Annotated in this window: 4 protein-coding genes; all 4 read right to left on the bottom strand. The window is 76.5% G+C overall.

Annotated elements, in window-relative coordinates; genetic code table 11:
* Positions 1–16: 16 nt before the first annotated feature.
* Positions 17–10045: a type I polyketide synthase gene (locus OOK41_RS24810; RefSeq protein WP_266266890.1), complete on the bottom strand. Its 10029-nt coding sequence runs from the start codon at positions 10043–10045 to the stop codon at positions 17–19.
* 868 nt (positions 10046–10913) lie between these two features.
* Positions 10914–12128 (bottom strand): helix-turn-helix domain-containing protein, encoded by a 1215-nt coding sequence (locus OOK41_RS24815; RefSeq protein ID WP_266266891.1) that lies wholly within the window; start codon positions 12126–12128, stop codon positions 10914–10916.
* Positions 12129–12268: 140 nt separating this feature from the next.
* Positions 12269–12610, bottom strand: a complete 342-nt coding sequence (locus tag OOK41_RS24820; protein ID WP_266266892.1) for a hypothetical protein — start codon at positions 12608–12610, stop codon at positions 12269–12271.
* Positions 12603–13034 carry a DivIVA domain-containing protein gene (locus OOK41_RS24825; RefSeq protein ID WP_266266893.1) on the bottom strand — a complete coding sequence of 144 codons (432 nt, stop codon included), beginning with the start codon at positions 13032–13034 and terminating at the stop codon, positions 12603–12605. Before OOK41_RS24825 ends, OOK41_RS24820 begins: the two co-directional genes overlap by 8 nt.
* Positions 13035–13141: the final 107 nt, after the last annotated feature.

Consider the following 13141-nt stretch of genomic DNA (forward strand, 5'->3'; position numbering starts at 1 on the left):
TGCGGAACATGCCGGATCAGGCCGCGCCGAGTTCTTCGTCCAGCAGGCTGAAGATCTCCTCGGCGGACGCCGAGGACAGGCTCTCGCCGTCGTCGGTGGCGTCCTGGGCGGCGGAGCCGGTGTAGGTCCACAGGGAGAGCAGTTCGCGCAGCCGGTCGCCGACGGCGGCCCGGTCGGCGTCGCCGTCGGCCACGGTCCGCATGACGTGCTCCAGCTTGTTCAGCTCGCCGAGCACCGTCAGCGCGGACGTGCTCCGCTCGGCCAGCAGCGCGCCCCGCAGGTGCTCGACGAGGGCCGCCGTGGTGGGCCGGTCGTAGATCAGCGTGGACGGCAGGCGCAGGCCGGTGGCCGCGTTGAGGCGGTTGCGGAACTCGACGGCGGTGAGCGAGTCGAAGCCGAGTTCGACGAAGCCGCGCTCGACGTCGATGGACCGGATCGAGGCGTACCCGAGCACGGCGGCGGCGTGGGTGCGGACCAGGTCGGACAGCACCTGGTCGCGGTCGGCCTCCGGGGTGGCGGCGAGGGTGTCGCGCAGCGCCGCCGCCGGGTCGCGCTCGGCGGCGCGGGCCGCACCGGTGGTCGCCGGGCGGACCAGCGACCGCAGCACCGGCGGCACGGCGGCGGGCCCGTGCCGGCCGATCAGGGCGAGGTCGAGGTTGACCGGTACGACCACCGGGTCGGCGAGGCGCAGCGCCTCGCTGAACAGGTCCATGCCCTCCTCGGCGGCGAGCGGGACGAAGCCGCCCCGGTTCATCCGGTCCTCGTCGACGTGCCCGGGCTGCCCCTCGCCGGTGTCGTTGGCCCACGGCCCCCAGGCCATGGACGTGGCGGGCAGCCCCCGGTCGTGCCGGTGCTGGGCGAGGGCGTCGAGGAAGCAGTTGGCCGCGGCGTGGTTGGCCTGCCCGGGGCCGCCGAACAGGCCGGCGGCGGAGGAGAACAGCACGAACGCGGCCAGGTCCAGCTTCTCGGTCAGCTCGTGCAGGTGCCAGGCGGCGTCGACCTTGGGCCGGAGCACGGCGTCGAACCGGTCCGGGGTGAGCGCGCCGAGGATGCCGTCGTCGAGCACGCCCGCCGCGTGCACCACGCCGGTGAGCGGCCGGTCGGCGGGGAGCTGGTCGACGAGCAGGGCCAGCGCGTCGCGGTCGGTGACGTCGCAGGCGGCCACCCGGGCGGTCGTGCCCAGCTCGGCGAGTTCGTCGACGAGCGCCGCCACGCCGGGGGCGTCCCCGCCGGTGCGGCTGACCAGCAACAGGTGGCGTACGCCGTGCCGGTCGGCCAGCCGGCGGGCCACCAGCCGGCCGAGCGCGCCGGTCGCGCCGGTCACCAGGACGGTGCCGGCGGCCAGGTCGGGGTCGGGCCGGTCGGCGGGCGGCGGGCCGAGCCGGGTCAGCCGGGGGACGCGGAGCTGGCCGGCGCGCACCGCGAGCTGCGGCTCGCCGGTGGCGAGCGCCGCCGGCAGCAGGTCGGCGGCGGTCCGGTCGTCGTCCGCGTCGACGAGCACGATCCGGTCGGGGTTCTCCGACTGGGCGCTGCGCAGCAGCCCCCACGCGGTGGCGGCGGGCAGGTCGGCGATCCGGTCGCCCGCGTCGACCCGGACGGCGCCGCGGGTGACCACCACCAGCCGGGCGGTGGCGAGGGTGTCCTCGGCCAGCCACTGCTGGGCGAGCGCGAGCGTACGATGGCTGACCCGGTGGGCCAGCCGGGCCGGGTTCGGCTCGTCCGGCTCCGGGCCGACGCAGGTGACGACCACCGCGTCGGGGACGGCCGCGCCGGCGCGTACCCCGGCGACCAGGGCGGCGAGGTCCGGGGACCGGTCGGCGGCGGGCCAGTCGTCGCCCAGGACGGCCAGCCGGTACGGGCCGTCGACGCGGGCCGCGTCGGGGGTGACCCAGTCGAGGCGGTGCAGGGACCGGGTGGCGGCGCGACGGGCCGCGCTGAGCTGCTCGCCGGAGATGGGCCGCAGGACGAGGCCGGTGACGGCGGCGACCGGCGCCGCGCCGGTGTCGGTGACCGTCAGCGCGACCGCCCCGGAGCCGGTGGCGGTGAGCCGGATCCGCAGTTCCCGGGCGCGGGTGGGCCGGATCGTCACGCCGGTCCAGGTGAACGGCAGGCCCGGCCGGATGTCGGCGCCGCCCGTCGCGGGCGGCGGGGCGGCGTCGGGGTCGGCGCCGGCGACGCTGGCGCCGATGGCGTGCAGCGCCGCGTCCAGCAGCGCGGGATGCACCGAGAAGGCGGTGGTGTCGGTCGCCGCGTCGGCGTCCAGGGCCACCTCGGCGAGGATGTCGGTGCCGCAGCGCCACGCGGCGCGCAGGGACCGGAACACCGGGCCGTAGTGGTAGCCCTGCTCGGCGAGGCGGGTGTAGAGCCCGTCGAGGGCGATCGGCTCGGCGTCGGCGGGCGGCCACACCGCCGCCGGGGCGTCGGCCGGGTCCTCGGTGGCGGCGAGCAGGCCGGAGGCGTGCCGCTGCCACTGCCGGGCCCCGTCGGCGGCGTCGTCGGGCCGGGAGTGCACGGAGACCGGGCGGTGCCCGGTGTCGTCGGCCGGGCCGACCCGGACCCGCAGGTCGACGCCGCCCTCGGCGGGGATCGCCAGGGGCGCTTCCAGGTTCAGTTCGGCCACCGACGCGACGTCGGCGTGCCGGCCCGTCCAGGACGCCAGCTCGACCAGCGCGGTGCCGGGCAGCAGCACGGTGCCCAGCACGGCGTGGTCGGCCAGCCACGGCTGGGCGGTCAGGGAGATCCGGCCGGTGAACAGCAGCCCCTCGTCGCCGGGCAGTTCGGCGACGGCGCTGAGCAGCGGGTGGTCGACGACGTCGAGGCCGACGGCGGGCAGGACGGCCCGGTGCGCGCCGGTGCGCTCCAGCCAGAACCGGTGCCGCTCGAACGCGTACGTGGGCAGGTCGACCGGGTCGGCCCCGGCGAGGACCCGGCGGTGGTCGACCGGCAGCCCGACGGTGTGGGCGGCGGCGAGGGCGGCCAGCAGCCGGGCGGGCCCGTCGCCGTCCCCGCGCAGGGTGTCCAGCACCTGAGCGGCGGCGCCGGCCGCGGCGAGGGCCCCGGTCAGCTCGGCGGTCGACGCCGGGTCCGGCGACAGCCCGACGAAGGTGACGTGGCCGGCCGCGACGGCGGTCCGCGCGGCGGTGTCGAGGGACCCGGGCCGGCGGACCCCGTCGGCCCAGTGGTCGGCCCCCAGGGACGCCGGGTCGGCCCAGTCCCCGGTCACGGTCGACAGCAGGCGGGCGGTGCCCGGCTGCGGGGCGAGGCCGGTCAGTTCGGCGCGGAGGCGGTCGGCGGCCCCGTCGGCCGGGTCCGCGACGGCCCGGGCCCGCAGGGCGACCACACGGGCCGCGTCGGGCAGGGACAGCACGCCGGCCACGCAGGCGGCGGTGACCTCCCCGTCGGCGTGGCCGAGCACGGCGGCCGGGGTGACCCCGGCGTGCCGCCACACGGCGGCCAGGGCCACGCCGACGGCGAAGGCGACGGGCTGGGCCAGCTCCGGCCGGTCGGTCCAGGACCGGTCCGCGCCGGTCAGCAGGGCGGCGGGGTCGACGTCCAGCCAGGGGGCGAGGGCCTGGCGGCAGTCGGCGAGCGCGTCGTCGAGGACCGCGCACCGGCCGACCAGCCCGGCCGCCGCGTCGAGGGCGGCGCGGGCGTCCGGGAGGACGAACACGGGGCCCGGCCCGTGGCCGGCGACGGCGCCGGTGAGCAGGTTGCCTGCGGGGGCGCCGGCGGCGAGCGCGTCCAGGCCGGCGAGCAGGTCCGGGGTGCCCGCGCCGAGCACCGCCGCCCGCCGGTCGAACGCCGACCGGGTGGTGGCCAGCGACCAGGCCACCGCCGCCGGGTCGAGCCCGGGGTGCTCCCGCAGGTGCCGGGCCAGCCGGGCGGCCTGCGCGGCCAGGGCGGCCGTGGAGCGCGCCGACAGCGGCCACGCCACCACGTCGGCGGCGAGCAGTCCGGGGTCGGGGGCGGGCGCGGGGGTCGCGTCGGGGTCGTCGGCGGCGGGCAGCTCGACGAGCACGTGGGCGTTGGTGCCGGAGATCCCGAACGAGGACACCGCGGCCCGGCGCGGCCGGTCCACGGCCGGCCAGGGGCGGTTCCGGGTGACCAGCTCCACCGCCCCGGCCGACCAGTCGATGTGCGGCGACGGCTCGTCGGCGTGCAGGGACGCCGGGACCAGTCCCTCCCGCATGGCCAGCACCATCTTGATCACGCCGGCCACCCCGGCGGCGGCCTGGGAGTGCCCGATGTTCGACTTCACCGAGCCCAGCAGCAGCGGCTCGCCGCCGTCGCGGCCCTGGCCGTACGTGGCCAGCAGGGCCTGCGCCTCGATCGGGTCGCCCAGGACGGTGCCGGTGCCGTGCGCCTCGACCACGTCCACGTCGGCGGTGGTGAGCCGGGCGCTGGCCAGGGCCTGCCGGATCACCCGCTGTTGCGACGGGCCGTTCGGGGCGGTGAGCCCGTTGGACGCGCCGTCGGAGTTGACCGCGGACCCGCGGACCACGGCGAGGATGCGCCGGCCCTCGCGGCGGGCGTCGGAGAGGCGCTGCACCAGCAGCATGCCGACGCCCTCGGACCAGCCGGTGCCGTCGGCGGAGGCGGCGAACGACTTGCACCGGCCGTCGGAGGCCAGCCCGCCCTGCCGGGAGAACTCCTGGAACGCGGTGGGGGTGGCCATCACGGCCACGCCGCCGGCCAGCGCCAGGTCGCACTCGCCCCGGCGCAGCGCCGCCCCGGCCAGGTGCAGCGCCACCAGCGACGACGAGCAGGCGGTGTCCACGGTGACCGCCGGACCCTCCAGCCCGAGGGTGTACGCGACCCGGCCGGAGATCACGCTGTGCGCGGCGCCGGTCATCAGGTACCCCTCGACGCCCTCGGGGACCTCGGTCAGCCCGGTGCCGTACCCGGAGGTGGAGGCACCGACGAAGACGCCGGTGCGGGTGCCGCGCAGCGCGCCGGGGTCGATCCCGGCCCGCTCCAGCGCCTCCCAGGACGCCTCCAGGGTGAGCCGCTGCTGCGGGTCCATGGCCAGCGCCTCGCGGGGCGAGATCTCGAAGAACGCGGGGTCGAAGTCGGGTACGTCGTAGAGGAAGCCGCCGGCCGGAGCCTGGGTGCCGTCGAGGCCCTCGGGAATCTCCCAGCCCCGGTCGGTGGGGAACGCCGACACGGCGTCGACGCCGTCGGCGACGAGCCGCCAGAACTCCTCCGGCCCGCCGACGCCGCCCGGGTACCGGCAGGCCATGCCGACGATCGCCACGGGCTCGTCGGCGTCCACGACGGTGGCCGCCACGGCGTCGGCCGCGTCGCCCCCGAAGACCAGTTCGCGCAGGTGCGCGGCCAGCTCGGCGGGGGTGGGGTAGTCGAAGACGACGGTGGTGGGCAGGCGCAGGCCGGTGGCGGTGTTCATCCGGCCCCGGAAGTCCACGGCGGTCAGCGAGTCGAAGCCCAGGTCCTTGAACGGGCGTCCGCGCAGCTCGTCCGGGGTGGCGTGGCCGAGGACGGCGGCGGTCTGCTCGTTGACCAGCCGCAGCAGGTCGCGCTCCTGGTCGGCGGCGGACAGGCCGGCCAGGTGGCGCAGCGGCTCGGCGACGCCGCCCGACGCGGGCGCGGCGGACTCCTCGGCGTCGAGCAGGGCCCGCACCTGGGGCAGGTCGCCGAGCAGCGGGCTGGGCCGGGCCACGGTGAACGCCGGGTGGAACCGGGTCCAGTCGACGTCGGCGACGGTGACGCATCCGGTGGGCCGGCGGGTGGCCCGGTCCAGCGCGACGAGCGCCCGCTCCGGGTCGATCGGGGGCAGGCCCATCCGGTTGAGCTGCGCGGTGGCCGCGTTCTCGGCGGCCATGCCGCCCTCGCCGCCCCAGGCGGTCCAGGACACGGCGGTGGCCGGCAGCCCCCGGCCGCGCCGGTTGACCGCGAGGGCGTCCAGCAGCGAGTTGCCGGCCCCGTACGCGCACTGACCGGCGCTGCCCCACACCCCGGAGATGGAGGAGAACAGCACGAACGCGGCGAGGGGGCGGTCGGCGAGGCAGGCGTCGAGGTGCAGGGCGCCGAGCACCTTGCCGGCGACGACGTGGGAGAACTCGTCGAGGGTGGTGTCGGTCAGCGGGGTGAGCTGGTCGGTGCCGGCGGCGTGCACGACGGCGGTCAGCCCGGGCAGCGAGTCCAGCAGCGCGGCCACCGACGACCGGTCGGTCACGTCGCAGGTGGCGGCGGTGACCCGCCCGTCCGCGCCGTACCGGTCGAGCAGGTCGGCCACGGCGGGGGCGGCGGCGCCCCGGCGGCTGGCCAGCACCACCTGCCGGGCGCCACGGTCCAGCAGCCAGCGGGTGACGTGGCCGCCGAGCCCGCCGGTGCCGCCGGTGACCAGGACGGTGCCGGCGCTCCAGTCGACGGCGGGCACGTCGTCCACGGCCGCCGGGGCGGGCCCGAGCCGGCGGGCCCAGACGCCGCCGGAGCGGACGGCCACCTGGTCCTCGCCGCCGTCGGCGAGCACGGCGGCCAGCCGGCGGGCGACGGCGGCGTCCACGGTGGACGGCAGGTCGACCAGGCCGCCCCAGCGGTGCGGCTGCTCGACGGCGGCGGCCCGGCCGAGGCCCCAGACCTGGTTCTGTAGCGGGTGCTCCAGCGCGTCGGCGGGGGCCGCGGCGACCGCGCCGCTGGTGACGCACCACAGCGGCGCGACCAGGTCAAGGTCGGTCAGGGCCTGGACCAGCGCGAGGGCGGTGGCGGCGGCGAGCGTGACGCCCGGGTGCTCCGGCAGCAGCCGGTCCTGGCCGGCGACGACGAGCAGCACGCCGTCGACGGGCCGCTCCCCGGCGGCCTCCCGCAGCCGGGCGGCCAGCGCCGCCCGGTCCAGGTCGGCCGCGCCGACGGTCAGCGGTGCGGCGTCGGGCAGCAGGTCGGCCAGCCCGGCGGCCCAGGCGGGGGCGTCGGCGGCGGGCAGCACGACCAGCCAGTGGCCGGCGGGTGAGTCCCGGTCGGCGACCGGCACCGGCTTCCAGGTCACCTGGTACGACCACTCGTCGGCCAGCGACCGCTCCCGGCGGGACCGGCGCCACGAGCTGAGCACCGGCAGGGCCGGCAGCAGGGTACGCACGGCGTCGTCGTCGGGGTCGACGCCCAGCTCGCCACCGAGGGTCTCGGCGTCGGCGCCCTCCAGCGCCGCCCAGAACCCGTCGTCGTCGCCGGCGGCGGTGTCCGCGACGGCGGCGGGCGGCGGCTCGGGCCAGAACCGCTGGCGGCGGAAGGCGTACCCGGGCAGCGGCACCCGCGCGACGCCGGTGCCCGCGAACAGCGCGGCCCAGTCCACGTCGACCCCGCCGGCGTGCAGCTCGGCGAGGGCGGCGAACGCGGAGCCGGGTTCGCCCCGGTCGCGGCGCAGCAGGGCCGTCGCGGCCCGGCCCTCGTCCCGGCCGGTGGCGGCGAGGACGTCGCGGGTGAGCGCGGTGAGCACCCCGCTCGGGCCCACCTCCAGGAAGGTGCGTACGCCCATGGCGCACAGCCGGTCCACGCCGTCAGCGAACCGGACGGCCTCCCGCACGTGCCGCACCCAGTACTCGGGGGTGCGCACGGCGTCGGGGTCGACGACCTCGCCGGTCAGGTTCGACACGATCGGCAGGGTCGGCGGGTGCAGCTCCACCCCGCGCAGCACGGCGGCGAACTCGTCGAGCATCGGTTCCATCAGCGGGCTGTGGAAGGCGTGGCTGACCCGCAGCGGCTTGGTCCGTACCCCCTGGTCGGCCCAGCGCCGTTCGAGGTCCTCCACCGCGTCGGCGGCGCCGGAGACCACCACGGAGGTGGGGCCGTTCACGGCGGCGACGGCGACCCGGTCGTCCAGGCCGGTCAGGGCGGCCCGGACCGACTCGGCGGGGAGCTGGACGGACAGCATCGCGCCACCGGCCGGCAGGGCCTGCATCAGCCGGCCCCGGGCGGCGACGACGACGGCGGCGTCCGGCAGGGTCAGCACGCCGGCGACGTGGGCCGCCGACAGCTCGCCGATCGAGTGGCCGAGCAGGACGTCCGGGACGATCCCCCAGCTCTCCAGGAGCCGGAACAGCGCCACCTCGACGGCGAACAGCCCGGCCTGGGTGAACAGGGTCTGGTTGAGCAGCGCGGCGGCCTCGTCGCCCTCGGGCGCGAAGAGCACCGGGGCCAGCGGCCGGGGCAGGTGGCGGTCCAGTTCGGCGCAGACCTCGGCCAGCGCGCGGGCGAAGACCGGGAACGCGTCGGCCAGGTCGCGGCCCATGCCGCAGCGCTGCGCGCCCTGCCCGGAGAAGAGGAACGCGAGCTGGCCGCCGCGCGGCCCGGCGCCGGTGACCAGCCCGGGCGCGTCGTGGCCGGCGGCGAGCGCTCGCAGCCCGGCGAGCAGGTCGGCGCGGTCGGCGGCGAGCAGCACGGCCCGGTGCTCCAGCCGGGCCCGGGTGGTGGCCGACGACCAGCCCAGGTCGGGCAGCCGCAGTTCGGGGCGGGCGTCGACCAGGTCGGCCCAGCGGGTGGCCTGCTCGGCGAGCGCCGCCGTGTCGCGGGCGGAGAGCAGCACCGGCACGAGGCCGGCGCCGGTGACCGGGGCGGGTCCGTCGCCGGCCGCCGTGGCCGCGCCGGTGGTGGCCGCGCCGCGCCCGGCGTCCCCGTCGGGGGCGGTGTCCGCCGCCGGGTCGGCCTCGGCCGGCGCCTCCTCGATGATCACGTGGGCGTTGGTGCCGCTCATCCCGAACGACGACACGCCGGCCCGGCGCGGCTGCTCCCCGGCGGCCCACGGCTGGGCCCGGGTCACCAGCGACACCGCGCCGGCCGTCCAGTCCACGTTGGGGGTCGGCTCGTCGACGTGCAGCGTCGCCGGCACCGTCTCGTGCCGCAACGCCATCACCATCTTGATCACCCCGGCAACGCCGGCGGCGGCCTGGGTGTGGCCGATGTTCGACTTCACCGAGCCGAGCCACAGCGGCCGGTCCGCCGGCCGGCCCTGCCCGTACGTGGCGAGCAGCGCCTGCGCCTCGATCGGGTCGCCGAGCGTGGTGCCGGTGCCGTGCGCCTCCACCACGTCGACCTGCTCGGGCGAGAGGCGGGCGCTGGCCAGGGCCTGGAGGACGACGCGCTGCTGGGACGGGCCGTTGGGGGCGGTGAGCCCGTTGGACGCGCCGTCCTGGTTGACGGCGCTGCCCCGGACCACGGCCAGCACGGGGTGCCCGTGCCGGCGGGCGTCGGAGAGCCGCTCGACGAGCAGCAGGCCGACGCCCTCGCCCCAGGCGGTGCCGTCGGCGGCGGCGGCGAACGACTTGACCCGCCCGTCGGCGGCGAGGCCGCGCTGCCGGCTGAAGCCGATGAAGGCGGACGGGGTGGACATGATGGTGGCGCCGCCGGCCAGCGCCAGGGTGCACTCCCCCTGGCGCAGGGCCTGGCAGGCGAGGTGCAGGGCGACCAGCGACGAGGAGCAGGCGGTGTCGACGGTGACGGCGGGGCCCTCGATGCCGAGGGCGTACGAGATCCGGCCGGACACCACGCTCGCCGCCGTGCCGGTGAGGATGTATCCCTCGGTGCCGGGCGGCGGCTGCTGGAGCAGTGACACGTAGTCCTGGCCGGTGGTGCTGGCGAAGACGCCGACCTGGTGGCCGCGCAGCGCGGACGGGTCGATGCCGGCGTGCTCGAACGCCTCCCACGACGTCTCCAGCAGCAGCCGCTGCTGGGGGTCCATGGCGAGGGCCTCGCGCGGGGAGATGCCGAAGAAGCCGGCGTCGAAGTCGGTGGCCGAGTCGAGGAAGCCGCCCTCGGAGGCGTACGACGTGCCGGGGTGGTCGGGGTCGGGGTGGAACAGCCGGGTCAGGTCCCAGCCCCGGTCGGCCGGGAAACCGGAGATGGCGTCCTCGCCCGAGGCGACGAGGTCCCACAGGTCCTCCGGGGAGCGCACCCCGCCGGGGAAGCGGCAGGACATGCCGACGATCGCGATCGGCTCACGGTTGGCAGCCTCAAGCTCGCCGAGCTTCCTCCTGGTCTGGTGAAGGTCCGCCGTCACCCATTTCAGGTACTCCCGTAGCGTATCTTCATTCGCCATTAGCGCCACCTCTTCGGGCCGGAACAACCAGGCGACCCAATACCGTCCACAGACGCCTCAAGCCGCGAAGACCAGAGCCCACAAAGCCGACCACGAATTGCCAGACAAACAGCGCTGCAGCGCACACCAGGTCTTACTTACCGGAGGAAGGTATTTGGCCCCGGACAGCGCTGCCAACCCCTAGCGGGCCCCTACCGGTGCCCCTAGCAGCAGGGCTGCAGGCTGGGACGAAGCGCCCCTCGGACGGGCACCGGCCGGTGCCCGTCGACCGGCGGCCAGGCGGGTGCGACACCCGCCCCGGCCGGCTTCGCCGTTCTCGTCGACACCACGCGCCCGCCGGCCTTTCCACTGTGGCACATTGAACCATTCCGCGTAACGATGCATGACGTCGTGCAGTGAGCCATTCGCACAATTTTCTGAGCACGAAGCGCTCTGTGCTGAGAACGTGGAACTCTGCTACGAAGTGTTCCTCTCACAGACCACTGTCCGGCCCGGCCGGTGCAGGGTCATTGCGTTGTCGCGGGTGCGGTCCCCGGTCGGCCGGGGACCGTGGCCCGGGCGGAGCCGTGGGCGCGGCGGCTCGATGCCGTGGTACGCCGCCTATGGAGCTGAGTCGTCCACGTCATCACCGCCGGGCGGGCCACCGCCGTCGCGTCACCCACCACCCCGTCGGGCCGTTCGCCTGCGATCGCCGATCGCGACGGGCGTGGGTGATGTCGTATTCGACTCAGCCCCAAAGGAGCCGGTAGGCATACCTGTGGTGGAGCGACGCCCACGCCAGGACCCTCCGGACTCCCTGATCAAAGCGCTCACGCCCGACTTCGCAATCACCCTGCCGGCCAGTGGAGGAGGAGGGGCCGGGCGGTCATCACCCGATGCCGAGGACCATGGCGAGCCGGGCTACGTCCGCCGGGACCGGTCCGTGGCGCGTCAGGTCGGTGAGCAGCGTACGGGCCACCGGCCGCAACCGGACCTCGGCCGGTGCGGTCCGGTCCGCGTCGACCAGCGCGCGTCCGGCCGCGAGGGGGTCGCCGAGCTGGAGGTACGCGCGGGTGGCGTCGAGCAGGTACGCCGCCCGATGCTCGGCCGGTAACCGTCGCCAGTCGTCCGCGCCGACGACCCGCTCGTGCAGGATCACCGCCTCGGTGCCGACACCCAGTTCGACGGCGGCAGCCACCCGGGCCAACTCCACCGCCGTGGGCCCGAAGCTGGTCCAGTGCCGGCCGTGGCCCTCGCCGGTCTCGTCGGCGATCCCGGCGGCCTGGTCGATGAGTTCCCGTGCGCTGCGCTCGTCGCCGAACCCGGCGGCGGCCAGCGCGGCCTGGACCAGCAGCGTCCCGCGCAGCGCCGGGTCCCGCCGCGGGCCGTCGCGCCACACCCGGGGGGAGATGCGGTGCGCGGCGGCGATCGTGACCGACAGGGCCGGCCGGGGACGATCCAGAACGCGCAGCGCCTGCCCCAGCGGCACGGCCGCCGCCGCCACCAGCAGCGGGTCGCCGGTCGCCACGGACATGGCCCGGTCAGCGGCGAGCCAGCCGAGGTCGCCCTCGCCGAGCTTCACCAACACCGACGACGCAATCCGGTACGCCTGCACCAGCAGCTCCGCCGCGCCATCCCCGTCCCCGCCGTCGGCGTGGGCGGAGTGGGCGTGTTGGGCGTCGCCGAGCAACTCCGGCAGCATCCGCAGCAGTTGCGGGTAGTCGGCGTGCTGGTACGTCAGCCAGGCGTGCCGCACCCGCCGGCCCAGCTCGCCCGCCGGCGGTGCCGCCCGCACCTGCGGCCCGGTCAGGGCGGTGTCGTAGCGGGCGAGGGCGGCCCGTACCCCGTCGACGCCATGCACGGCGGCGCGGGCGGCCTGCGACGGTAGGGCATCGCGGCCGAGCAGCGCCACCGGGTCGACGCGGAGCACGGCGGCGAGGTCCTGGATGACCGTGAACCGGTCGAGGGCACGGACACCCCGCTCGACCTTGTCGACCCAGCTCTTCGACTTGCCGAGCCGGTCGGCAAGCATCTGCTGAGTCATCCGCCGTCGGGCCCGCAGCTGGGCGATCCGGCGTCCTATCGGCAGATCATGGGTGGTCACGACGCCACCGCCGGTCGGGCACCGCCCTGGTCGTGTCGTCCACCGGTATCCGGTCCGCCTCGGCCTGCTTAAGCAGGCGTTGCCTCGCGGCCTCCCGTTCGGCGGCCTCGGCCTGCTCACTGCGGCTCTGGGCCGGGCCGCTATCCGTGGCGTCCATATCTGCCTGCCTTCTGATTGGGTAGGTAGCGTCGGTGCCGGTCTTGATCTCCCGAGCCAGCCGGATGTTCCTGGACCGCCCACATCTCCAACGGTCTGCCGCACCATCCGACAATGCGTTCGGTGATGTCAGTGGTGCTCATGCCGGTGATTTCCGTGTGGGCGTCCGGCAGGTACGAGGCCATGTAGCGCACGAGCGTGCGAATGTTGCACTGGCACAGCTCCTTGAGCTGGCGCTTGCGGGTCAGGCAGGGCCAGGGGCCGCCGCAGACGAGACAGTTCCAGTCCGGTCTGGACGGGCCGTGGATCGCCGGGTAGTCAGCCATCGCCGCCCCCGTCTCCCGGCTGGCGGTGGCAGCCCTGCCGGCGGGGTGAGTAGGGCGGCCACATGGGCGGACGCCGGTACTCACCGCGGGGCCGCTGCGCCCCCGGCTCGCGGGGACGCCAGCGCTCTGCTTGCAGCTTGGTCGCGGCGTCGCGGTGGTGGCGGGCCTCGTCCCGAGCGGCGACGACCTCCTGGTAGAGGGCGTCCAGGTCGGCCTCGACCCGGCGGAGGAACCTGCCGACGGCCTCCGGGTCGAGGCCCCGGCAACCGAACCTGGTCAGCGGGAAGTCCTGCCACCGGACGTCGGCCGGCGTCAGCAGGTTCCGCCGGGACTGATAGATCGCACCGCCCTCGCCGGTGCCGCCGACACCGATAGAAGGCCCGCCCCCGACCGGCTCGGCGGGTTCGTCTTTTCTGGGCCCCATGTGCCTCCGTCCTGCGCTGTCGAAATGGCTGGGCGGCCCGGCCGCTGGAACGACCCGGGTCGGGTGGGCGGGGTCCGACGAGGCATCCACGCCCTCCCCCTGGGGGT

The organism is Micromonospora sp. NBC_01655, from assembly GCF_026339755.1.
Lineage (GTDB): Bacteria > Actinomycetota > Actinomycetes > Mycobacteriales > Micromonosporaceae > Micromonospora.

Bases quoted from the DNA above. Each gene is read 5' to 3' on its own strand.
- OOK41_RS24820 (WP_266266892.1), bottom strand. From the start codon at position 12,610: ATGGCTGACTACCCGGCGATCCACGGCCCGTCCAGACCGGACTGGAAC.
- OOK41_RS24825 (WP_266266893.1), bottom strand. From the start codon at position 13,034: ATGGGGCCCAGAAAAGACGAACCCGCCGAGCCGGTCGGGGGCGGGCCT.
- OOK41_RS24810 (WP_266266890.1), bottom strand. From the start codon at position 10,045: ATGGCGAATGAAGATACGCTACGGGAGTACCTGAAATGGGTGACGGCG.